This is a genomic window from Streptomyces sp. Ag109_G2-15, assembly GCF_900215565.1.
In the GTDB taxonomy this organism is placed as follows: Bacteria; Actinomycetota; Actinomycetes; order Streptomycetales; family Streptomycetaceae; genus Streptomyces; species Streptomyces diastatochromogenes.
On the sequence record NZ_OCNI01000001.1, the window covers coordinates 7,070,138 to 7,093,165 of the forward strand.

19 protein-coding genes are annotated in these 23,028 nt (G+C 72.1%); 9 read left to right on the plus strand and 10 right to left on the minus strand.

What is annotated here, in order from left to right:
* Positions 1–42 precede the first annotated feature (42 nt).
* From CRP49_RS31880 to CRP49_RS31890, 3 genes are all read left to right on the plus strand, one after another.
* The gene (locus tag CRP49_RS31880) at positions 43–1,020 is read left to right on the plus strand and encodes an SDR family NAD(P)-dependent oxidoreductase (RefSeq protein ID WP_097256455.1); all 978 of its coding nucleotides are present in this window, start codon (positions 43–45) and stop codon (positions 1,018–1,020) included.
* Positions 1,017–2,240 (plus strand): low temperature requirement protein A, encoded by a 1,224-nt coding sequence (locus CRP49_RS31885; RefSeq protein ID WP_097256456.1) that lies wholly within the window; start codon positions 1,017–1,019, stop codon positions 2,238–2,240. The genes CRP49_RS31880 and CRP49_RS31885 overlap by 4 nt, the downstream gene beginning before the upstream one ends.
* A gap of 180 nt (positions 2,241–2,420) precedes the next feature.
* Positions 2,421–3,173 carry an SDR family NAD(P)-dependent oxidoreductase gene (locus CRP49_RS31890; RefSeq protein WP_097256457.1) on the plus strand — a complete coding sequence of 251 codons (753 nt, stop codon included), beginning with the start codon at positions 2,421–2,423 and terminating at the stop codon, positions 3,171–3,173.
* A 29-nt stretch (positions 3,174–3,202) separates the two neighbouring features.
* Here CRP49_RS31890 and CRP49_RS31895 read toward each other — a convergent pair whose 3' ends face one another.
* A complete protein-coding gene (locus CRP49_RS31895) occupies positions 3,203–4,141 on the minus strand; it encodes a LysR family transcriptional regulator (RefSeq protein WP_097256458.1) in 939 nt (312 codons plus the stop codon).
* A 116-nt stretch (positions 4,142–4,257) separates the two neighbouring features.
* Between CRP49_RS31895 and CRP49_RS31900 the strand changes: the two genes are divergently transcribed.
* Positions 4,258–4,890 carry a TetR/AcrR family transcriptional regulator gene (locus tag CRP49_RS31900; RefSeq protein ID WP_097256459.1) on the plus strand — a complete coding sequence of 211 codons (633 nt, stop codon included), beginning with the start codon at positions 4,258–4,260 and terminating at the stop codon, positions 4,888–4,890.
* Positions 4,891–4,916: 26 nt separating this feature from the next.
* Here CRP49_RS31900 and CRP49_RS31905 read toward each other — a convergent pair whose 3' ends face one another.
* The 8 genes from CRP49_RS31905 to CRP49_RS31940 all read right to left on the minus strand — a co-directional run bounded on the left by CRP49_RS31905 (position 4,917) and on the right by CRP49_RS31940 (position 13,149).
* Positions 4,917–5,924, minus strand: a complete 1,008-nt coding sequence (locus CRP49_RS31905; protein WP_097256460.1) for a zinc-binding dehydrogenase — start codon at positions 5,922–5,924, stop codon at positions 4,917–4,919.
* 46 nt (positions 5,925–5,970) lie between these two features.
* Positions 5,971–6,588, minus strand: a complete 618-nt coding sequence (locus CRP49_RS31910; protein WP_097256461.1) for an NADPH-dependent F420 reductase — start codon at positions 6,586–6,588, stop codon at positions 5,971–5,973.
* Positions 6,589–6,641: 53 nt separating this feature from the next.
* Positions 6,642–7,616, minus strand: coding sequence for a zinc-dependent alcohol dehydrogenase family protein (locus CRP49_RS31915; RefSeq protein ID WP_097256462.1), 975 nt, complete (start codon positions 7,614–7,616; stop codon positions 6,642–6,644).
* Between the two features lie 94 nt (positions 7,617–7,710).
* Positions 7,711–8,580, minus strand: a complete 870-nt coding sequence (locus tag CRP49_RS31920; RefSeq protein WP_097256463.1) for a carbohydrate ABC transporter permease — start codon at positions 8,578–8,580, stop codon at positions 7,711–7,713.
* Positions 8,577–9,536, minus strand: coding sequence for a carbohydrate ABC transporter permease (locus tag CRP49_RS31925; RefSeq protein WP_097256464.1), 960 nt, complete (start codon positions 9,534–9,536; stop codon positions 8,577–8,579). Before CRP49_RS31925 ends, CRP49_RS31920 begins: the two co-directional genes overlap by 4 nt.
* Positions 9,530–10,858, minus strand: a complete 1,329-nt coding sequence (locus CRP49_RS31930; protein WP_179851815.1) for an ABC transporter substrate-binding protein — start codon at positions 10,856–10,858, stop codon at positions 9,530–9,532. The genes CRP49_RS31925 and CRP49_RS31930 overlap by 7 nt, the downstream gene beginning before the upstream one ends.
* Positions 10,855–11,844 carry a GNAT family N-acetyltransferase gene (locus CRP49_RS31935; protein ID WP_097256465.1) on the minus strand — a complete coding sequence of 330 codons (990 nt, stop codon included), beginning with the start codon at positions 11,842–11,844 and terminating at the stop codon, positions 10,855–10,857. Before CRP49_RS31935 ends, CRP49_RS31930 begins: the two co-directional genes overlap by 4 nt.
* A gap of 108 nt (positions 11,845–11,952) precedes the next feature.
* Complete coding sequence (locus CRP49_RS31940; protein WP_097256466.1) at positions 11,953–13,149, minus strand: exo-beta-N-acetylmuramidase NamZ domain-containing protein; 1,197 nt, start codon at positions 13,147–13,149, stop codon at positions 11,953–11,955.
* 254 nt (positions 13,150–13,403) lie between these two features.
* Here CRP49_RS31940 and CRP49_RS31945 point away from each other — a divergent pair, with 254 nt between their 5' ends.
* The 3 genes from CRP49_RS31945 (at position 13,404) to CRP49_RS31955 (ending at position 18,261) form a co-directional block, all read left to right on the plus strand.
* Positions 13,404–14,252: an oxygenase MpaB family protein gene (locus tag CRP49_RS31945; protein ID WP_097256467.1), complete on the plus strand. Its 849-nt coding sequence runs from the start codon at positions 13,404–13,406 to the stop codon at positions 14,250–14,252.
* Between the two features lie 119 nt (positions 14,253–14,371).
* Entirely contained in the window at positions 14,372–16,579 is a 2,208-nt protein-coding gene (locus tag CRP49_RS31950; protein ID WP_097256468.1) for a serine/threonine-protein kinase, read from the plus strand.
* Between the two features lie 119 nt (positions 16,580–16,698).
* Positions 16,699–18,261 carry an NAD(P)/FAD-dependent oxidoreductase gene (locus CRP49_RS31955; protein WP_097256469.1) on the plus strand — a complete coding sequence of 521 codons (1,563 nt, stop codon included), beginning with the start codon at positions 16,699–16,701 and terminating at the stop codon, positions 18,259–18,261.
* Positions 18,262–18,407: 146 nt separating this feature from the next.
* Here the strand turns inward: CRP49_RS31955 and CRP49_RS31960 are convergent, their stop codons facing one another.
* Entirely contained in the window at positions 18,408–20,174 is a 1,767-nt protein-coding gene (locus tag CRP49_RS31960) for a serine hydrolase (RefSeq protein WP_097256470.1), read from the minus strand.
* A 154-nt stretch (positions 20,175–20,328) separates the two neighbouring features.
* Here CRP49_RS31960 and CRP49_RS31965 point away from each other — a divergent pair, with 154 nt between their 5' ends.
* Positions 20,329–21,441, plus strand: a complete 1,113-nt coding sequence (locus CRP49_RS31965) for a nitronate monooxygenase family protein (protein WP_097256471.1) — start codon at positions 20,329–20,331, stop codon at positions 21,439–21,441.
* Positions 21,438–22,988 carry an acyl-CoA synthetase gene (locus tag CRP49_RS31970; RefSeq protein WP_097256472.1) on the plus strand — a complete coding sequence of 517 codons (1,551 nt, stop codon included), beginning with the start codon at positions 21,438–21,440 and terminating at the stop codon, positions 22,986–22,988. Before CRP49_RS31965 ends, CRP49_RS31970 begins: the two co-directional genes overlap by 4 nt.
* The last annotated feature ends 40 nt before the right edge of the window (positions 22,989–23,028 follow it).

A 23,028-nucleotide genomic window follows, 5' to 3' on the forward strand; every position in this document is an offset into this window, starting at 1 on the left:
GTCAAGAGTCACTCAAGTCAGTCAAGTCAGGAGACCCCTCTCATGTCCGTGCCTCAGACGCCCTCCCCGTTCGGGGCGAGCACCACCGCCGCCGAGGTGATCGACGGCGTGGACCTGCACGGCCGCCGGGCCGTGGTGACCGGAGCCAGTTCCGGAATCGGAGTGGAGACGGCCCGGGCGCTGGCGGCGGCCGGCGCCGACGTCACCCTGGCCGTGCGGAACACCACCGCCGGCGCACGCGTGGCAGCCGACATCGAGGCCGAACTGCCATCAGGCTCAGGTAAGTTGACGGTGGCACAGCTCGACCTTGCCGACCGGTCCATCGTCGCGACGTTCGTGGCCGGCTGGACGGGCCCGTTGCACATCCTGGTCTGCAATGCGGGGGTCATGGCCCTTCCGGAACTCACCCGCACCCCCGACGGCCGGGAAATGCAGTTCGCCGTCAACCACCTCGGGCACTTCGCGCTCGCCGTCGGCCTGCGCCCGGCTCTTGCGGAGGCGAACGGCGCGCGTGTGGTCTCGGTGAGCTCCATCGGCCACCTCTTCTCCCCGGTCGTCTTCGACGACCTGGACTACCGCTTCCGCCCCTACGACCCCTGGACGTCCTACGGGCAGTCGAAGACCGCCAACATCCTGTTCGCCGTCGGCGCCGCCGAGCGATGGGCCGACGACGGCATCACCGCCAACGCCCTCATGCCGGGCAACGTCGGCGACACGTCCCTGGCCCGGCACATGGACCCGGACCAACTGGCCGGCTTCATCGAGACGACCGGACTCGCCCTGCCACCCGCGAAGAACGTCGAGCAGGGCGCCGCGACCTCGGTGCTGCTGGCCGCCTCGCCGATGGTGGAGGGCATCACCGGCCGCTACTTCGAGGACTGCGCGCAGGCCGAGCCGGTCAGCCAACGGGCCGATGCCGTCGCCGGCGTCGCGCCGTACGCCCTGGATCCGGAGAACGCCGCCCGGCTGTGGGCCGTGTCCGAGGAACTCGTCCGCTGGAGCCCTACGCTGCCGGCATGACCTCGCGACACGAGCAGTGGGCCCGGCTGCGTCGTCGGCTGTGGCAGCCCCCGCGGGCCCATGGCGAGCAGCCGCGCGAGCGGGTGGTCGGGCCGCTCGAGCTGTTCTACGACCTGGTGGTGGTCGTTCTGGTCGCCCAGGCCGCCCACCACCTGGCCGCTCACCTGACCTGGCACGGGCTCGGCGAGTTCGCCGCGGTGTTCGCGCTGGTGTGGATCGCCTGGTTCAACGGCAGCCTCCACCACGAGCTGCACGGGTACGAGGACGCCCGCGGCCGGAGCATGTTCCTGCTGCAGATCCTCGTGCTCGTCCCGCTGGGCGCGTTCATTCCGGAGGCGGGCGGTGCCCGCGGAGTCGCGTTCGCGGTGGACGCCGGGGTGCTGTTCGCGGTGCTGGCGGTGCTGTGGCGGCTCGCCGCGCGCGGCGACAGCCCCGAATTCCGCCGTCCCAGCAGGATGTTCGTGACCGGTACGGCCTTCTGCGCGGTCGTCCTGGCCGCGAGCGCCGCCCTGCCCGCGGGTGCGCGCGTCGTGACGTGGGGCCTTCTGGCCGTCGCCTACCTGGCGGGGTTCGCGGTCATGATCGGCACGGCCACCCCGGTGCAGGCGGCCGCGCTCACCGTGACCGACGCGCTCACCGAACGTTTCGGGCTGTTCATCATCATCGTGCTCGGCGAAACCGTGACCGGCGTCGTGGACGGGCTGGCCCACGAACCGACCAACGCGCTCACCCTCGCCGTCGGGCTCGTCGCCGTCGTGGTCGGCTTCGGCGCCTGGTGGACGTACTTCGACTTCGCCGGACACCGGCGGCCGAGGCCCACGCGCGCGAGCACCGTGCAGTGGATGCTCACCCACCTGCCCCTCACGGCCGCGGTGGCCGCCATGGGCGCCGCGATGGTCGGTCTCGTCGAGCACTCCCACGCCGGCCGGACCCCCGCCGCCACCGCCTGGGTGCTCTCCGGAGGCGCGGCCGTCGTGCTCTGCACGACGATGGTGCTCGCGGCCTCCCTGTACGTCTGGTGCCTGGAACGCGCCCTCTACCGGCCACTGGCCCGCACCTGCGTGGCCGTGGCCGCCGTGTGTGTGGGCGTCGGCGCCGTACGCCCGGCGCCCCTCGCCCTCGGCATCGCCCTCGTCCTCCTCCTCGGTGTCCCCTGGGGGCTCGCCGTGGCATACCGCCTCTCCCACGAAGAGGAGTCCGCCGCCGCCGACCGACGCTGAGATCGAAGCACCTCGGCCCCTTATAGGGGGCATCGGATTCGCCTATGGCCGATTCGGAATCCGAGGACGGGCCGGGCGCTTGGGAATTCCGTCACCTCACGGACGAGGAGACGGGACGAAGGACGCGGCACATCCGCATTCCGTCGGCCCACACTTTCCCGATACCAAAGGACAGTCCTCATGGGTTCTGTGGATCTGACCGGGCGTGTGGCCCTGCTGACCGGAGCGACCAGCGGAATCGGAGCCGCGACGGCGGCGCTGTTCGCCGAGCGGGGCGCCCATGTGCTGGTCACGGGCCGCGACGCGGATCGCGGCGGGTCGGTGGTCGCCACCATCCGCTCGCGCGGCGGCAAGGCGGACTTTCTGGCAGCCGACCTGAGGGATGCGCAGTCGGCGCGGCGGCTGGCCCGCGAGGCCGGTGAGCTGGGCGGGGGCCGGGTGGACATCCTCGTCAACAACGCGGGCATCTTTCCGGGCGGCCCGACGGCGCAGACAACGCCCAGCGAGGTGGACGCCGTCTACGACCTGAACGTGAAGGCGCCGTTCTACCTGGTGGCCGAACTCGCCCCGGCGATGGCCGAACGCGGGCACGGTGCGATCGTCAACGTGAGCACCATAGCCGCCGAGTACGGCATCGCCGGGTTGGCGCTGTACGGGTCGAGCAAGGCGGCACTGAACCTGCTGACCAAGGCGTGGGCCGCCGAGTTCGGCCCGCGCGGGGTGCGCGTCAACGCCGTGGAGCCCGGTCCGACCCGTACGGAGGGAACGGCCGGCATGGGCGAGGACCTCGACGCCCTGGCCGCCCAGGCCCCCGCCGGACGGCCCGCCGAGGCGCGGGAGATCGCCGAGGCGATCGCCTATCTGGCCAGTGACGCGGCCGGCTTCGTGCAGGGCGCGATCCTGCCCGTGGACGGCGGCCGTACAGCCGTCTGACGCACACCGCCCGCAGGAGGGGCGCCGGGTCATCTCCCGCCCGGCGCCCACTCGGTGCGAGGTCGGGGTCGACCGGCGGCCGACCGGTCGAGCGCGGCGATGAACCGGCCCAGGTCACGGCGGCGCGAGTCGGCCGGCCACACGGCCCAGGTACGTCGCACCAGCGGATGCCCGACCAGCGGCGACCAGGTCACATGGTCCGGCAGCAGCTGCTGCCAGCCGGGCGGAGCCAGCGCGAACGTCCGCCCGGACACCACCGCCGCCAGCTTCACATCCGCGATCAGCGCCTGCCCCTGGGGAGCCTCCGGACCGAGATCGAGGCCGTGGCCGCGCAGGATCGCGGTGAGTGCGTCGTACCAGGCGGGGCTGTCGGAGCGCGGGAACCCGACCCACTGCAGGGCACCGAGCGCGTCGAGCGCGATGCCGTCGGGACCGGCCAGCTCGGCGGCCTGCTCCGCCGCCAGCAGCACACCCAGCTTCTCCCGTACGACGAGCAGCGCATCGAACTCCGGCCCCGACGGACGCTCCCGCAGAAGACCGACGTCCAGCTCACCGGCTCGCAGCGCTTCCAGCTGTTCCGCCGTGGACAGGTGCCGGACCTGTACCCGCGTGTCCGGATGCGCCACGGCCAGCTCCGCCAACGCGGGATCGAGCAGCCCGGCGGGCAGCTCCAGCGGGATGCCGATCCGCAGCGCCCCGCTGCCGGGGCCCGCGTACCCGGCCATCACCCGCAGGGCCTGATCGTGCCGGGCGAGCACCGCGCGCGCCTCGCCCAGCAGCGCCGTCCCCGCCTCGGTGGCGTGCACCCCGGTGCTGCCGCGCACCAGCAGCCTCACCCCCACCTGCCGCTCAAGGCCGCTGACCGTCTGGGACAGGGCCGGCTGACTCACGTGCAGCCGCCGCGCGGCCGCGGACAGCCCGCCCTCCTCCACCACCGCCACGAACGCCCGCAGCTCCCGCAACTCCATGCCCTCATGCCACCACGCCGTCCGGAACGTGTCACGCCGCGACGCTGGTGCGAATCCGCGGTCGGAGCGGTCGCCGAGGGCGATCTCCGCCGTTGTACGCGGCGTAAAGTTGCCCCATGGCCCGGCCTCGACAGTTCGACGAAGAAGAGGCCGTGCGGGCTGCCCGCGACCAGTTCTGGGACGTGGGTTACCACGGCACCTCCATCGACGACCTGAGCGCCGCGACCGGCCTGGGTCGAGGAAGCCTGTACGCGGCCTTCGGAGGCAAACGCGCCCTGTTCCTGCGGGCTCTCGACAGCTACGACAGCGACGCGCTGGGAGCCTGGCGCACAGCGCTGGGTGGGCCGGGCCCGGCCCTGCCCCTGCTGGAGCGGCATGTACGCGACGTCGCCGAAGGCATCACCCGGGACGTGGAGCGGCGCGGCTGCATGATGGCCAGGAGCGCGGCGGAACTGTCGTCCGTCGACGAGGGCGTCGCCGAGCGAACCGCCGCCGTTGTCCGCGGGCTGCACAGCGCGCTGCGGGGCTGCATCGTACGAGCTCAAGCGGAGGGTTCGCTGGCCGCCGACGCGGATGCGGACAGCCTGGCCGGCCTCCTGCTCGCCGTGTTGCGGGGGCTTGAGGCCCTGGGCAAGGCGGGAGCCGCTCCGGAGGTCGTCAGCGGCGCCGCGGAGCAGGTCTTGGCGCTCCTTCCGCGCGTTGCGACGGACGAGCGTGCCGCGGGAGCCGCGTCCTCGACCGGGGCCTGATCGTCGGTGTTCCCGGCCGCCCGCCGCTACCAGGGGCGGACGAGGACGGTGCCGACCTTGCCGGGCCGCACCGCGTGCTCGACGGCGGCGCGCAGCTCGTCGAGGCCGTACGTGGCGGCCACGTCGAACTGATCCTTGAGCGCCAGCGCGATCAGCTTCGCGGCGGCGATGTCGGACGCCCGCCGCTCGGCGGAGGCCTCGGACAGCCACCGGCCGATGTTCCTGCCGCGCAGCGTCAGCGACTTGTGCAGCAGCGTCGACGCGTGCACCGAGATCGGTTCCTCGGCGATCTGCCCGTAACCGACCAGCTTCCCGCCCGGCGCCAACAGAGCGAGAAGGCTCTCCGTCAGCTTCCCGCCGATCGGGTCGAGGGCGACGCTCACAGGGCGGCCATCGGCTGCCGCGCGGACCTCGTCGGTCCAGCCCGGACGCTCTGTCGCCACGACAGGCACGGCCGGGAATCGCCTGCGCAGCTCGGCGGCGCCGGGTTCGCTGCGGACGACGTTGACCAGGGCCAGGTTGTGCGCGTGGGACACGCCCGTCAGCAGCCGCCCGACCGATGAGCCCGCGGCGGTCTGCACCAGTACACCGTCGTACCCGAGGGCCTGGTGCTCCTCCGCCTCACGGCGCAGCATCACGGTGGTGAGCGGGTTCACCAGCATCTGCGCGGCGACCTCGTCCGACAGCTCCTCCGGTACGGCCACGACCACGTCGGCGTCCGCCACGATCCACTGGGACCACGCCCCCGGCTGGGGGAAGACCGTTACCCGGCCGCCGAGCGCGACACCGGGCGCGACGCGTGTTCCCGGGCCGATCGCCTCCACCACGCCGGTGGCCTCCACGCCGACCGGAAGCGGTTTCGCGGCTGTCCCCGGGTAGGCCTCCACCGCCTGGAGATCACCAGGGTGCACCGGGAAGGCCGTGGTGCGGATGAGGACCTGGCCGCGCTCCGGCGCTGCCGGCTCCGGCTCCTGAACGACGGTCAGGGCGTCGGCGGGGGGCCCGCCACGGGTGTGGACGACACGACGGTTCATGATTCTCCTCCGGCGCGCTGGGGTGTGGGGCTCGGCGGGCGGGGCGTCAGCCGACATCCTGCAGCAACAGGTGCTTGGCGCTGAGTGCACCGTCCAGTTGCATCAGCCGCCCGCCCGCACGAAGACCGCCGAGGTCCAGGGCGGCGAATCCGAACTCGTCCAGCAAGCCGGCCACGGCTGCCTTGGCCTCCGCGTCGTCGCCCGCGTAGAAAGCCACGAGCCGTCCTTCGGCGCGCCGCGGGTCCGCGGCGATGAACGCTGCGAACAGGGTGTTCAGAGCCTTCACGACCCGGGCGCCGGGAAGGTGGCCGGCCACCCACTCGCTGCCTGTGAGGTCACCGACGTCGTACCGGCCCTGGTAGGGGTTGGCCGTCGCGAACTGATTCGTCGTGTCCACGACGATCTTCCCGGACCACGTGGTGAGGCCCGTCAGTCGCGGGACGACGGGAAACGGCACCGAGAGGAAGACGAGTTCCGGCTTCGCCGCCTCCTCGGCCGTCACCGCGCGTGCCTTCGGTCCCAGCCTGCGCACGACGGCTTCGAGCGTCTCGGGGCCCCGGCTGTTGCCGATGAGTACCTCATGGCCATGACGGACGGCCTTGTCGGCGATCGCCTGTCCCACCTCTCCGGCGCCGATCACCCCAAGGGTGCGGTGTGTGCTCATGGTGATCTTCCCTGATCGTGTGCAGCCGATTTGTACCGGACGGCAGATAACGCCTAAGTGCGGTGGGGGTTGAAGTCCAGGAGGACCTTGCCGTTCTTCCGCAGGTACGCGAGGGCCTCGGCGAAGGCGTCGGCCTTGTAGACGGGAGCCGAGGGCAACGTGAGCTTTCCCTCCGCGACCAGCCGCGCCGACTCCGCACCCAGAGCCGCATGGCGGGGCAGGTACGCGTCCTGGTACATCCAGAACTCCGTCGTGGTGATGTTCTTCGCCGTCAGCACGTTCTGGTCGGGGGTGAAGGGCTTGCCGCTCATGTACCCGTAGATCACGAGGAGGGCGCCCTCGGTCAGCACGTCCAGAAGCAGCGAGGTGGCGTGTCCGCTGACGCCGTCCAGCCCCAGCAGCACCGGATCGTCGCCGATGACCGCGCGCACGCGCGTGGCCAGGGTGGGGGACCCGACCAGCACGAGGTCGGCGCCGAGTTCCTCGAGTTCTCCGACGGCCTCCTCGCGGCGGACGATGTTGATCGTGCGAAGCCCGCGCTCTCGGGCGAAGGCGATGACGGACCGGCCGACCCCACTGTTCGCGGCGTTCTGCACCAGCCATGAGCCGGCCGGAAGGTCACGCGACTCCACCAGTAGCCCGCCGGTGGTGGGATTGATGCGGAGCATCGCCGCCTGATCGAGGCCGATCGACTGGTCCACGACGGTCAGTTTCGCGGCGTCCGCCAGCACCTGTTCGGCCCAGGCGAAGGTGCCGAAGGGGAGCAGGACCGTGTCGCCGGGGCGGACCTGGGTGACGTCCGGTCCGACGGCCAGCACCGTGCCGGCTCCCTCGTTGCCGATGACGCTGGGCAGCTCGGGGCGGACCGGATAGATGCCCTGCGCCAGGAGCAGGTCGTGGTGGTCGAGCGGGGCGTACTCGACCTGGATCAGTGCCTGCCCGGCGGCAGGAGGCGGAGGCTCGGGAACGTCGACGACCTTCAGGCTCTGCTCCGGCTCCCCGAACCGGGTGAGGTGAATGGCGAGCATCGGACTCGACTCCTTGCGATGAGCTGGACTGCACTTTCCCGCCCGTTTTGTACCAATTAGTAAATAACTGAACCAGGGGTACCGCAACCCACGGCTACTTGAGGCCGCTGAGCATGACCCCCCGGATGTAGTACTTCTGCAGCAGCAGGAAGAGGATCAGGACCGGCAGGATGCTCAGGACAAGGCCGGCCATGACGATGGGCATCGTGCGGGTCGGGTCGACGTAGTCCTGCAGGAGCTGGATGCCGACGGGCAGGGTCATCACGTCCGGGTCAGCGGTCGAGACGAGCAGCGCCCAGATGTACTCGTTCCAGGCGTCGACGAAGGTCAGCAGCCCGAGCGTCACCAGCACCGGCGTGGTCTGCGGGACGACGATCCGCCACCACACGGCGAACTCGCCCGCCCCGTCGATGCGCGCGGCCTCCAGGACCTCGTCCGGGATCGCGACCATGAACTGGCGCATCAGGAAGATCCCGAAGCCGTTGACGAGGAACGGCATGGCGAGCGCCACGATGCTGACGGTCAGGCCCGCCCCGCCGCGCCCGAACAGGTCGTTGCCGCCCGCCAGCGGCCAGTGCACCAGGATCAGGAAGTGCGGGATGAAGAAGAGGAACGGCGGGAACATCATCGTCGACAGCACGAGGCGGAAGATGAAGTCCCGGCCGGGGAAGCGGAGTTTGGCGAGCGCGTAGCCGGCGAGGGACGACGTGAGCAGCACCGATCCGGTGATCACGGCGGTGGCGATGACGCTGTTGCGGAAGAGGACCGGGAGATCGAGCTGGTCGATCGCCGCCCGGTAGTTGGCCAGGTCGAACGCCTCGGGCAGGAACCGGTACGGCAGCGTGCCCGCCTCGCCGGGCCCCTTGAAGGACGTCATCACCATGTCGAGGAACGGCACCACCGTGAGCACGGCGCCGGTGACGACCAGCAGATACGAGAACCACGGGAAACGGCGGCGGATCACGCGTCCTCCCCCTTGCGCCGGAAGAACCACAACTGCGCCAGGGTGACCACGAGGACCACCACGAACAGCACGAAGGCTGCGGCGCTCGCGGTGCCCCAGTCGCCGTACGAGAAGGCCTGCCGGTACATCTCCAGCGCGGCCACATTGGTCGCGTCACCCGGCCCGCCCTTGGTCATCACGCTGATCAGCGCGAACGACTGCAGGCCGGTGAGGAACTGGGTGACGCACACGAACAACAAAGACGGCCGCAGCAGTGGCAGGGTGATCCTGAAGAAGACGGTGACCGGCCCGGCGCCGTCGAGCGCGGCGGCCTCGTAGTACGACTCGGGAACGGACTTCAGCCCGGCGGTCAGGACGAGGATCGCCGAGCCGACCGAGGCCCAGGCTTGTACGACCACGACCGAGGGCAGCGCGGTGTCCGGGTCCGCCAGGAACGCCACCGAGCCGAGACCGAGGGCGTTGAGGACACCGTTGACGAGTCCGCCCGGCTCGTACATGTACTTCCACACGTTGCCGACGGCGACGACGGTCGTGACGATCGGCAGGAAGTACAGGGTGCGCCACAGCCCCTGGAACCGCAGCTTGTCGATGCAGGTGGCGACGAGCACGGAGCCGGCGAGCGCGAGGGCCACGGTGCCCAGGGCGAACAGCAGCGTGTTGGTGAGGATCGGCGCCAGGAACGTCGATCCGTCCGCGAAGAGGCCGGTGAAGTTGTCCAGGCCGACCGGATCGATGTCGCCGAGGGCGAACCCGGACCAGCGGGACATCGACAGCAGCAGCGCGAAGCCGAGCGGCAGGATCAGGAAGACCGCGAAGAACAGCAGCGTCGGCGCCAGGAAGAGGTAGGCGACGGCCACCTGGCGGCGCCGGTGCCGATCGCGGCTGCGGATGCCGACGGCGGGTTTGTCGTGCGCTGCCCGCTCGGTCGTCTCCGGTGCCAGGGTGGCGTTCACCATGAGCGCGACACCTCCTGATCGACCTGACGGCGGGTGGTGCGCAGGGCCTCGTCGACCGACTGCTGACCGGTCCACAACGCCTCGATGTTCTTGCGCAGCAGCGACTTGGCCTGCTGCGCGCCCGGCACGTTCGGTTCCGGTACCGCGTACGCCAGCGCGTCCAGGAACGGGTGCAGGTTCGGATCGCCGCCCTGGCCCAGGAGCGTCCGCATGTCGTCGGCGCGGCCGGTCAGGGAGCCGACCGACACCTGCAAGGCGCTCATCCGGGTCGCTGTCGCACCCTTCACGCCCACCCTGTCGGTGTTGAGCCAGCGCAGGAACTCCCAGGCCTCGCGCGGGTGCCGACACGCTGCGTTGACGCCCAGCATGAAGCCGGTGGAGAGCGTGGCGCGCTTGTCATGCGCCTCGGGGACGGGCACGGGCGCGACGCCGACATCGCGGTAGTCCTTGCCCATCAGCGTCTTCAGGCTCGTGGTCCACCACCCGGCGCTGACCACCATGGCCACCTGCCCGGACGGGAACGCCTGGTAGACGTTGACGCCGGGGACGCTCGCACCTTTGACGACGAGGCGGTGCTCCAGATCGAACACGGCCCGGCCGGCCGGCGAGTCGATGGCGGTGGCCCTGCCGTCCGCGGAGACGAACGTTCCGCCGGCGGCGTTGAGCAGGGCGAGGGTCTGGCCGACGGTGGTGGAGTCGTCGTAGGTCGAAAGACCGAACCCCTGGACCAGCGTGTTGCCGTACTGGTCCCGCCTGGTGGTGCGGTAGGCCGTCTCCTCCAGCTCCCGCCAGGTGCGCGGAGGGCCGTCGACGCCGGCCTCGCGCAGCAGCCGCTTGTTGTAGTAGAGGGCGTACGTCTGCACCTCGGTGGGGTAGCCGTAGACCTGGCCCCCGACCGACGCGGAGCCGACCGCGGCCTTGCCGTAGCCGCGCGTGATCTCCTCGGCATGCTCGGACGGAGCGGGCCGCAGGACGCCGGCCCGGACGAGCTGGCCGTTCCACAGGCAGTACGGGTGGACGATGTCGGCGCCCTGGCCCGCGGCCTGTCGGACCATGAACGTGGTCAGCAGGTCCGTGAACTCGACCGCTTTCGTCCGCACCTTGACCCGGTCGTGCGCGGCGTTCCACTCGTCGACCGGTCCCTGCAGGGCCTCCTTGAGCTCCCCGCTCGCGTAGTGGGAGAGCAGGGTGAGGACGATCGGATCCCCGGGCCGCCCGATGCCCTGGTGCGGCGCGGCGCATCCGGAGGCGAGCAGCGCCGAGGGGAGCGCGAGCGCGAAGTGACGGCGGCTCAGGCCGGCGGTGCGGCGGGCCGGTGTCATCGGGCGGCCTCGCGGCGCATCACACGGAACACCCGGGTCGTGGCGAAACCGTTCTTGCGGTACAGATGGCCCGCCGGGGACTGCTCGCCGGTCCACAGGAACCACGCGGAGTGCGCACGGCGTGCCCGCATCCGCTCCAGGACCAGGTGGAGCAGGACCTTGCCGAGTCCGGTGCCGCGCATCTCCTCCAGCACGCCGAACGGCCCGAACCGCTCGTCCACCGCATCGAACGTGCCGTGCATCGCCCAGCCGACCAGACGGCCCGACGGGTCCCGGGCGACGACGATCCGGTCGAGCGGCGTCCCCGCGGCCAGACACTGCCGGATCGTGCACGCCCAGTCCGGGCCGAAGTGGCTCCCGGCGAGCGCGAACAGGTCCACCAGGTCGTCGTCGTACGGGGTGGCGAACCGGTAGCCCTGCGCCGTCAGTTCGTCCAGGCGGCGCGCGACCTCCTCCGGCATGCGATAGCCGATCAGGCCCCGGTCCATCGCCGCCGCCTCGTACAGCGTGCGAAAGCCCAGGGACTCGAGGAGCCCGGCCGCTTCGGGGTACGCCTCGGCGTCCAGGCCGGGGAGGACGTAGTTCGGGGTGTACGAGGAGAAGTCCACCCGGGTGCGGCCGTGGCAGTGCAGCCAGTCGAGGGCTTCGGTCAGCAGCCGGCGGCCGAGGCCGCGCCCGCGGGCGGCCGGGTCGACGAAGAAGAACGGGATCCAGCCCTGCTCCGGCTCCAGGTCGGTGCCGGTCATCGGCGTCAGACGGCGCACCGCGTAGGCGGCGCCGACGACACGATCGCCGTCGACGGCGACCCTGAGCCCCTCCGGATCGAAGTTGGCGTCGAGCAGCACCAGGGAGCGGAAGCGGTCCGGGCTGATGGGGTCGGCCGGCGCACTCCGGCGCCACGCCTCCAGCAACCGCGGGCCGTCGCCCGCGCGAAAGCCGCGGATGCCGGCCCTTTCGGCCTGGGATTTCGTCGTGCGATCGGTCATCGACGGGGTTGTCCTTCCATACGCGGGCCGCGGACGGTGTCGTACGTCGCCCATGGCGCGGAGCTGCCCGACGGCCTCGGCCCGGTCGGGCAGGAGGTCTCAGAGGTCTCAGGGGTAGAGCAGCACGTCGTCACCGGCCCATCGCCCGGGCGGTGCCGGTGGGTCGCAGAGCGGCAGCGGGTCGTCGCCCGCGTCGACGGCCCGCCGCAGGCGGTCGGACCCCCACAGCAGGTCGATGAAGTGACGGTGGCCGGTCCCCTCCGCGCCGCCGTCCGTGGTACGCCAGGCGAAGTCGTCCGGGTACAGCCGCCGTAGCGTGGCGAGCATCGCGACGGCGGTCCGTACGGGAGCGAACGCCTCGCGGTCGGTGAGGTGGAGCTGAACCCCGCGCAGCGGTCGTCCGGCGTGTTTGTGGAAGGTCGGTACGTACCGCAGATCACGGAAGTGCACTCCGGGCAGGGCGAGTTCGGCGAGCGCGGGCGCGAACCGCGCGTCGATGTAGGGGGCCCCGACGATCTCGAAGGGCTGCGTGGTCCCACGGCCCTCCGAGAGATTCGTCCCCTCGAACAGACAGGTGCCGGGGTAGACGGTGGCCGTGGTGGGCGTCGGGACGTTCGGCGAGGGCGCGACCCACGGCAGGCCGGTGGCCTCCGCGTCCATGGCGCGCCGCCAGCCGACCGCTTCGATCACCGTCAAGTCGGCTTTTCTGCCCGCCACTTGGGGAACGACCGAGGCGTTGAGACGCCGGGCGAGTTCGCCGCAGGTGAGGCCATGCCGGACGGGCATCGGGGCGCGCCCGACGAAGCTGGCCCACGCCGGGTCGAGCAGCGGGCCCTCGCTGACGAGTCCACCGAGAGGGTTCGGCCGGTCGGCGACCACGAACCGTACGCCCGTACGGGCCGCCGAGGCCATCAGGTCGAACATGGTCCACACATAGGTGTAGAACCTGGCCCCGATGTCCTGCAGGTCGTACACCAGGGCGTCGACGCCGCTGTCGAGCAGCAGCCCGTCGAGGCGCTCGCCGCCGCACCGGTAGGTGTCGTGGACCGGCAGGCCGGTGGCGGGGTCTGCCTGAGCCCCCTCGCTCTCTCCGGCCTGGGCGGTCCCGTGCAGCCCGTGCTCGGGTCCGAACAGGGCGACCAGCCGCGCGCCGGCCTCGAGCAGCGCGGGCGCGGCCGGGCGCAGGTCGGGGAGGACGCCGGTGTGGTTGGTCACCAGCCCGAGCCGGCCGGGCCCGGCAAGTCCGGGCGACGCGTGCAGCCGTGCGATCCCGGTCGTCACCGCGACGCGGCCGTCCGTGCTCATCCTTTGCCCCCGTCTGCCGGTGACATCTCGAAGCGGTGGAGGGAAATTTACTTGTATATCCGGGAAATTTGCTGGATTTACCAGCAGTCACGACGCGCGCGGTGTCTCCGCCGCGTCGAACAGCAGCGACAGCCCGGCGCACCGGTCCACCGCCACCTCGGCAGACGTTCCAGTGATGGTCCGAGAGCCTGTAACCGGCGGTATCGCTCCGCCCCGCGGCCGTGGCATCGTGGTCGCAGGGCGGAGGTGACCCCATGACCGATGCCGACCCGGGGCTGTTCGGCCCCTCCTCGGTGACCTGGCAGATGCACGGCGACCCGATGATGTGGGTCGCCGGCGTCCGCGCGCTGTACCTCCAGGCGCTGCACCCGCGCGCCGTGCGCGGAGTCATGCAGAACTCCGACTTCCGGCGGGACGCCTGGGGCCGGCTGATGCGCACCGCCAACTTCGTCGGCACCACGACCTACGGCATCGGCGAGGCGGCCGAACGAGCCGGCGCCCGGGTACGGAAGATCCACAGCATGCTCCGGGCGAGCGATCCGGACACGGGGGAGCGGTACGGCGTGGACGAACCCGAGCTGCTGCTCTGGGTGCACTGCGCGGAGATCGACTCGTACGTGCACGTTCTGCGCCGCTCCGGTTACCCGCTCACCGACGCCCAGGCCGACCGGTACATCGCCGAACACCGCGTCAGCGCCCGCCTGGTGGGCCTCGACCCGGACGCCGTACCGGCCGACCGGGCCGAGATGGCCGCGTACTTCGAGAAGGTGCGGCCGGAACTGGCCGCGGGACCCGAGGCACGCGAGGTGGACGACTTCCTCCTCCGCCCGCCGACGCATCCCCTCCTGGTCCCGGCGCGCGAGGTGCTGTGGCGGCGCGTGGCGCACCTGGCGTACGCCTCCCTGCCCCCGTACGCCCACGAGTTGTACGGCAGACCGGCCCCCCGACCGGCCGTCGTCACCCGCCGGCTGCGGGTCACGGGCGCCCTGCTGCGGTGCGTTCCCGCACGTCTGCGCTGGCAGCTGCCGCCCAAACACATCCTGCGGGCCATGGCGAGGCTCGGCCCGGAGGCCCGACCGGCACCGTACAAACTGGGGCGATAGGCCGCCATACTGGACGAGCAGGGGGTGTGTCACGGTTCGGGCCGCGTTCCACGCGGTCGCGGAACTGTGGCGATGTCCCCCAGGGGGCGGGCGGACAGCGACGGGGGCGACGGCGCGCAATGGGGGAGAACAGGCTGATCCAGGGCCGTTACCGGCTGCTCGACCTGATCGGGCGGGGCGGGATGGGCGAGGTGTGGCGGGCCCGCGACGAGTCCCTGGGGCGGCAGGTCGCGGTGAAGTGCCTCAAGCCGCTCGGTCCGCAGCACGACCCGCCCTTCACCCGCGTCCTGCGGGAGCGGTTCCGCCGGGAGGCCAGAGTGGCCGCCGCGCTCTCGCACCGCGGCGTGACCGTCGTCCACGACTTCGGCGAGTACGACGGCGTCCTCTACCTCGTCATGGAGTTGCTGGACGGCCGCGACCTGAGCCGGCTCCTGGAGGACAACAAAGGGCATCCGCTGCCCTTGGACGACGTGATCGACATCGCGGAACAGGTCGCCGCCGCCCTCGCCTACACCCACCGGCAGGGCATCGTGCACCGCGACCTGAAGCCCGCCAACATCGTGCGCCTGACCGACGGCACCGTGAAGATCTGCGACTTCGGCATAGCCCGCCTGGGCCACGACATCGGCTTCACCGCCCGGCTCACCGGCACCGGCATCGCCATGGGCACCCCGCACTACATGTCCCCGGAACAGATCGGCGGCACCGAGGTCGACCAGCGCAGCGACCTGTACTCACTGGGCTGCGTCCTGTACGAGATCGCCACCGGGGCACCGCCGTTCGACCTGGACGACGCCTGGGCGATCCTCATCGGCCACCGCGACACCCCGCCGCGCCCGCCCCGCGCCCACCGCCCCGAACTGCCCGCCCCCTTCGAACGGATCGTCCTCGACCTGCTGGCCAAACAGCCCGAGGAACGGCCCCACGACGCCCGCGAGTTGGGCCACCGCCTGGCCGCCGGGCGTACGACACCCCCGTACGTACCGACGGTCGTGACGGCACGGCCGCGCGCCGGCGAGACGGCCCCGCCCGAGACACGTCTGCCGTCGTGGACCCGGGGCATGACCACCGGTCACAAGGCGGTCGGGGCCGGGCTGCGCAGTGTCCCGCCGGACCCCGGCGCGGCCCTGAGCGGCGCCTGGACCGCCGGGGTCCGAGCAGCCCTCCTCGCCCGGCCGGCGCCGGACGCCGTCGCCGACCTCACCGCACGCCACCACGAAGGCCTCGGCCTGGCCCGGCGCGGCCGCTGGGCCGAGGCACGCGACGTGCACCTGGCCGTTGCCGCCGAACGGGCGGCACTCCTCGGCCCCGACCACCCCGACGCCCTCGCCAGCCGCTACGAGGCCGCCTTCACCCTCAGCCGCACCGGCCGGGCCGCCGACGCGCTGCGCGCCTACACCGACGTCGCCGCGGCCCGGGCGCGCGTCCTGGGCCCCGAGCACCCCGACACGCTCGCCGCCCGCCAGGAAACGGCCTACGTACTGGGCCGGTTGGGCCGCCACTTCGAGGCCCACCAGGGCTACACCTCGGTGCTGGCCGCCCGGATGCGCGTCATGGGCCCCGACCATCCCGACACCCTGCGCTGCCGCCACAACCTCGCCTTCAACCTCAGCCGGCTCGGCCGCCTCGAGGACTCGTACCGCATGGCCCTCGACGTGGCCGCCGCCCGCGCCCGGGTGCTCGGGCCCGAGCACCCCGACACCCTGGTCACCCGGTACGAAGTCGCCTACGCACTCGGCCAGTTGGGCCGCTGGGAGGAGGCGCTGCACACCTACCGCGAGGTCGCCGAGGCCCGCTCCCGCACCCTCGGCCCCGACCACCCGGACACCCTCGCCGCCCGCTACGAGGCCGGCATCAGCCTCGGCCGGCTCGGCCGCAGCGCGGACGCCCTGCGCCTCTACCGCGACCTGATCGAGGACCGCACCCGCGTCCAGGGCGCCACCCACCCCGAGACCCTGCGCGCCCGCCACGGCCTGGGCGTCAACCTCGGCCGCCTCGACCGCTGGGAGGAGGCTCTCGCCGAGGCCCGCGACGTGTGCGCGCTGCGCGAACGCGTCCTCGGCGCCGACCACCCGGACACCCTGGTCAGCCGTCGCGAGGTCGCCGTCGCCCTGGGCTGGCTCGGCCGCTGGACCGACGCGCTCACCGAGTACCGGCGGGTCGCCGCGGCCCGCGAGCACGTCCTCGGCCCCGACCACCCCGACACCCTCGCCAGCCGCAACGACGAGGCCCACTGCCTGGAACAGCTCGGCCGCGGCGCCGAGGCCGTGGAGCTGTACCGGCGGGTCGCCGTACTGAGCCGGCAGCGAGCGTCCGGCGGACACTGACGTCCGGCGGACACTGGCCCCGGCACCGAGCCCGGCACCGACCCCCGGCACCGACCCCCGGCACCGACCCGTCCGGCACGCCTCTGGCCGCCGTAGATCATCACGTGTTACGAAGAACCATGCCTGCCAACGAGGGAACCCGGACCTACGACGCCGTCATCGTCGGCGGCGGCCACAACGGCCTGGTCGCCGCCGCCTACCTGGCCCGGGCCGGCCGCTCCGTGCTGCTGCTGGAACGGCTCGGCCACACCGGCGGCGCCGCCGTCTCCACCCGCCCGTTCGCCGGGGTGGACGCCCGTCTGTCGCGCTACTCCTACCTGGTCAGCCTGCTGCCGGAGAAGATCGTGCGCGACCTGGGCCTCGACTTCCACGTCCGCGGGCGCACCATCTCCTCGTACACCCCCGTGGAGCGCGGCGGCCGGCCCACCGGACTCCTCGTCGGCGGCGGGGAACAGCGCACCCGGGAGGCCTTCGCCCGGCTGACCGGCGGCGAGCGCGAGTACGACGCCTGGCAGCGCTTCTACGGCATGACCGCCCAGGTCGCCCAGCGCGTCTTCCCGACCCTCACCGAGCCCCTGCCCACCCGCGACGAACTCCGGCGCCGCATCGACGACGACACCGCCTGGCGCGCCCTGTTCGAGGAACCGATCGGTGTCACCGTCGAGGAGAACTTCACCGACGACCTGGTCCGGGGCGTCGTCCTCACCGACGCGCTGATCGGTACTTTCGCCGACGCCCACGACACCTCACTGGCCCAGAACCGCTGCTTCCTCTACCACGTCATCGGCGGCGGCACCGGCGCCTGGGACGTGCCCGTCGGCGGCATGGGCGCCCTCACCGACGCCCTGGCCACCGCCGCGCGCGAGGCGGGCGCGGTGCTCGTGACCGGACACGAGGCGGTCCGCATCGACACCGACGGCCACACCGCCGAGGTCACCTACCGCACGGCCGACGGCGAGGGCGTCGCCGCCGCCCGGCACGTGCTGGTCAACGCCTCCCCGCAGGAACTGGCCGCCCTGACCGGGGACCCGGCGCCCGAGCCCGCCGAAGGCGCCCAGCTCAAGGTCAACATGCTGCTCACGCGGCTCCCGAGGCTCCGCGACACGTCAGTGGACCCGCGCGAGGCCTTCGCCGGCACCTTCCACATCGCCGAGGGCTACGAGCAACTGGCCACCGCCCACGCCCAGGCCGCCGCCGGTGAACTCCCCGCCGCGCCGCCCTCGGAGATCTACTGCCACTCCCTGACCGACCCCACCATCCTCGGCCCCGACCTCGCCGAGCGCGGCTACCAGACCCTGACCCTCTTCGGCCTGCACACCCCCGCCCGGCTCTTCGCCGGGGACAACGACGCCGTACGCGAGGAACTGCTGAAGTCCACCCTCGCCCAGCTCGACGCCCACCTCGCCGAACCCCTCACCGACTGTCTGGCCACGGACGCCGACGGCCGCCCCTGCATCGAGGCGAAGACCCCGCTGGACCTCGAACGCGACCTGCGCCTGCCTGGCGGCAACATCTTCCACCGCGCCCTGTCCTGGCCGTACGCCCAGGAGGACACCGGCCGCTGGGGCGTGGAGACCCGGCATCCCAACGTCCTGCTGTGCGGCGCGGGCGCGGTACGCGGGGGAGGGGTGAGCGGGGTGCCGGGGCACAACGCGGCGATGGCGGTGCTGGAGCGGGGCTGACACGTCGAGTGTCGGCGGTCAGGGGGTCGTGGCGTCGGCACCGCTGCTCTGCGGAGCGGTGCCGGCGGCCGCCCCGTCCGGCGACCCGGGTCGGTGCCAGGTGAGCGTGACCTTGAAATTGGCTGCGTTCCTCCCTGTGGGCGCCTCTAGTCGGCCGAGGCCGCCCACCCCACCGCCTGGATGCGTGCCGCGTCGGCCGGCCGCGCCTCGTCGAAGACGACCTCGCCGTCGGCCTCGACGCGCGACGCGTCCACGTAGGCGCCGCGGCCGACGTACGGCCGGTCCGTGCCGTACCGCCAGCGCACGGTGAGCTGCCGGGCGGCCGGCAGCTCGGCGGTCAGCCGATGCCAGACCCGGCCGGACCAGCCGGTCACCGAGCCCGCCGGGTGCTCCTGCGGTTCCTCGCCGTGGCGCGCGGTGGTGAACGGCACCGGCTGCCAGACGGTGCCCCCGTCCGTGGTGGCCTCCAGGACGAGGACGTCCGAGGCGGGCTCGGTGTCCCACCACAGGGCGCAGCGCAGCCGTGCGTCACCGGGCGAGGTGTCGATCGCGGGCAGGGTGAGCGTCGCCGTCGTGGCGCTCGCCATGCCGGAGAACCAGGCGGTACGGCCGCGCGCCGGGCGGACCTGTACGGCACGGGCCAGATGGGTGCCCGCGGCGACCCGGGGCGCGGAGCCCGACCGCCAAGTGCGCACCGGATGAACGGAGTTGCCCAGCACGACGAGGAAGGAGTCGGTCGTCGGGTCCAGCACGAGCGAGGTGCCGGTGAAGCCGGTGTGGCCCGCGGTGTGCGGGGTGGCCATGGCGCCCATGTACCAGTGCTGGTACAGCTCGAAGCCGAGACCGTGGTCGTGGCCGGGGAAGGCGGTGTTGAGGTTCGTGAACATCAGGTCCACCGACTCCGGCTCCAGGATGCGCGTACGGCCGTAGGCGCCGCGGTTGAGCAGCGTGCGGCCGAGGACCGCGAGGTCCCAGGCGCAGGAGAACACCCCCGCGTGGCCCGCGACCCCGCCGAGGCTGTACGCGTTCTCGTCGTGCACCTCGCCCCACACCAGCCCGCGGTTCAGCCCCGACCAGGGCGGGCGGGCGACCTCGGTGGCGGCGATCCTCGGCTTCCAGGAGGCGGGCGGGTTGTAGCGGGTGCGGGCGAGGCCCAGCGGGGCGGTGATCTCATCGTGCAGCAGGACGTCGAGGGTGCGGCCGGTGACCTTCTCCAGGACGAGCTGGAGGGAGATCAGGTTGAGGTCCGAGTAGAGGTAGACCGTGCCGGGCGGGTTGAGCGGCGCCTCGTTCCAGATGAGGTGGAGCTTCTCCTCGTACGTCGGCGCGTTGTAGAGGGGGATCCAGGCGCGGAAACCCGAGGTGTGGGTGAGGAGTTGACGGATCGTGATGTCCTGCTTGCCGGCCTGACCGAAGTCCGGGAGGTACGAGGCGACGGTCGCCTCCAGGTCCAGCGCCCCGCGCTCCAGCTGCTGCACGGCGAGCAGTGACGTGAAGAGCTTGGAGACGGAGGCGAGGTCGAAGACGGTGTCCTCGGACATCGGGATCTGCTGGTCGGCCGGGAACTCGATCCCGGTGTCGGTCCTGTCGTCGTATCCCGCATAGCGCACCGCCATGCCGATCGACTGGTGCAGCGCCACGGTTGCCCCGCGTCCGGCGAGCAGGACGGCGCCCGCGTACCAGGGGTGCTTGGGGGAGGGGCCGAGAAACGTCTCCGCTTCGGTGACGAGCCGGCGCAGATGCGGGGCCAGGAGTCCGGCCTGTTCCGGGGAGCCGTACCGCAGGGTGCGGTGGCCGGAGGCGGATGTGGCATGGGCCGGGCCGGCCGGGAAGCCGGCAAGGGTGAGGGCACCGCCCAAGGTCAGGGTGCCCAGTTGACGGCGGGTGAGTCTGGTGGCCACCTCATCGGTCATCGTGAAACTGTCCTGTCGGGTGCGGGGCGTGTCAATGAGGCGTGCGCGTCCCCCGGGGTGAACAAGGGTGCGGCGGGGCAAAATCTGCCGCAGTATCTGACGGAGCATCAGAAAAGCTCTTCCGTCGTCCGGGGTACTGCGGCATCCTGCGCCCATGCAGACGGAGCTGAGCAGGAAACTCGGAGTCGAGCACGCCGTCTTCGGCTTCACGCCGTTCCCCGCCGTCGCCGCGGCCATCAGCCGGGCCGGCGGCTTCGGCGTGCTCGGCGCGGTCCGCTACACCGCCCCCGACGACCTCAAACGGGACCTCGACTGGATCGAGGCGCACGTCGAGGGCAGGCCCTACGGGCTGGACGTGGTGATGCCCGCGAAGAAGGTCGAGGGCGTGACCGAGGCGGACGTCGAGGCCATGATTCCCGAGGACCACCGGCAGTTCGTGCGGGACACCCTCGCCAAGCACGGGGTGCCGGAGCTGGCCGAGGGCGAGGCGTCCGGGTGGCGCATCACCGGGTGGATGGAGCAGGTCGCCCGATCCCAGCTGGACGTCGCCTTCGACTACCCGATCAGGCTGCTCGCCAACGCCCTCGGCTCCCCGCCCGCCGACGTCGTCGCCCGCGCCCACGACCGGAACGTCCTGGTCGCCGCACTCGCGGGCAGCGCCCGGCACGCCCGCAAGCACCAGGAGGCCGGTATCGACATCGTCGTGGCCCAGGGCTACGAGGCCGGCGGCCACACCGGAGAGATCGCCTCCATGGTGCTCACCCCCGAGGTCGTGGAGGCGGTCGATCCGCTGCCCGTGCTGGCCGCAGGGGGCATCGGCAGCGGACAGCAGGTGGCGGCCGCTCTCACTCTCGGCGCCCAGGGTGTGTGGCTGGGCTCCATATGGCTGACCACCACAGAAGCGGACCTCCACTCGCCCGCCCTGACCCGCAAGCTTCTCGCCGCCGGGTCCGGCGACACCGTCCGCTCCCGCGCCCTGACCGGGAAGCCCGCACGTCAGCTGCGCACCGAGTGGACCGACGCCTGGGACGACCCGGCCGGGCCCGGCACCCTGCCCATGCCTCTGCAGGGCCTGCTGGTCGCCGAGGCGGTCTCCCGGATCCAGAAGTACGAGGTCGAGCCGCTGCTCGGCACACCGGTGGGACAGATCGTCGGCCGGATGACCAGCGAGCGCAGCGTCCAGGCCGTCTTCGACGACCTCACCCGCGGCTTCGAGCAGGCTGTCGACCGCATCAACCGCATCGCCGGAAGGAGCGGCCAGTCGTGAGCACACCCCCCGCCGGTTTCTGGGCCCAGGCCGCCCAGGACCCCGACCGCACGGTCCTGATCGCCCCCGACGGCGAGCAGTGGACCGCCGGACGCCTGCACGCCGCCGCCAACCGGCTCGTCCACGGCCTGCGTGCCGCAGGGCTTCGGCGCGGCGACGCCTTCGCCGTCGTCCTGCCCAACGGCGTCGAGTTCTTCACCGCCCACCTGGCCGCCACCCAGGCCGGGTTCTACCTCGTCCCGGTCAACCACCACCTGGTCGGCCCCGAGATCGCCTGGATCGTCGCCGACTCCGGCGCCAAGGTGCTCATCGCCCACCAGCGCTTCGCCGCACCGGCCCGCCACGCCGCCGACGAGGCCGGCCTGCCCGCCACCCACCGCTACGCGGTCGGCGAGGTCGAGGGCTTCCGGCCGTACCCCGAACTCCTCGCCGGACAGCCCGAGTCGGCGCCCGCCGACCGCACGCTCGGCTGGGTCATGAACTACACCTCCGGTACGACGGGACGCCCCCGTGGCATCCGCCGCCCGCTGCCCGGCAAGCCCCCCGAGGAGGCCTACCTCGGCGGCTTCCTCGGCATCTTCGGCATCAGGCCCTTCGACGACAACGTCCACCTCGTCTGCTCGCCGCTCTACCACACGGCCGTCCTGCAGTTCGCGGGCGCGTCCCTGCACATCGGCCACCGCCTGGTGCTGATGGACAAGTGGACCCCGGAGGAGATGCTCCGCCTCATCGACACCCACCAGTGCACCCACACCCATATGGTCCCCACCCAGTTCCACCGCCTCCTGGCGCTCCCGGACGAGGTGAAGGACCGGTACGACGTCTCGTCCATGCGGCACGCCATCCACGGCGCCGCGCCCTGCCCGGACCATGTGAAGCGGGCCATGATCGACTGGTGGGGCACCTGTGTGGAGGAGTACTACGCGGCCAGCGAGGGCGGCGGAGCCTTCGCCACCGCCGAGGACTGGCTGAAGAAGCCCGGCACGGTCGGCAGGGCCTGGCCCATCAGCGAACTCGCCGTCTTCGACGATGACGGCAACCGGCTCCCACCCGGCCAGCTGGGCACCGTCTACATGAAGATGAGCACCGGCGGGTTCTCGTACCACAAGGACGAGGCCAAGACCCGGAAGAACCGCATCGGCGACTACTTCACCGTCGGCGACCTCGGCTACCTGGACGAGGACGGCTACCTCTTCCTCCGCGACCGCAAGATCGACATGATCATCTCAGGCGGCGTCAACATCTACCCGGCCGAGATCGAGTCCGCGCTGCTCGCCCACCCGGCCGTCGCCGACGCCGCCGCCTTCGGCATCCCGCACGACGACTGGGGCGAGGAGGTCAAGGCCGTCGTGGAACCCGCCCCCGGCCATGAGCCGGGCCCGGCCCTCGCCGCGGCCCTCCTCGACCACTGCGCGGAGCGGCTCGCCGGCTACAAGCGGCCCAAGAGCGTCGACTTCATCACCGAGATGCCCCGCGACCCCAACGGCAAGCTGTACAAGCGGCGGCTCAGGGACCCGTACTGGGAAGGCCGCACGCGGTTGGTGTGAGGTTCTTGACCTGCACGTGCGCCGGGCCGAGGATCGGCTG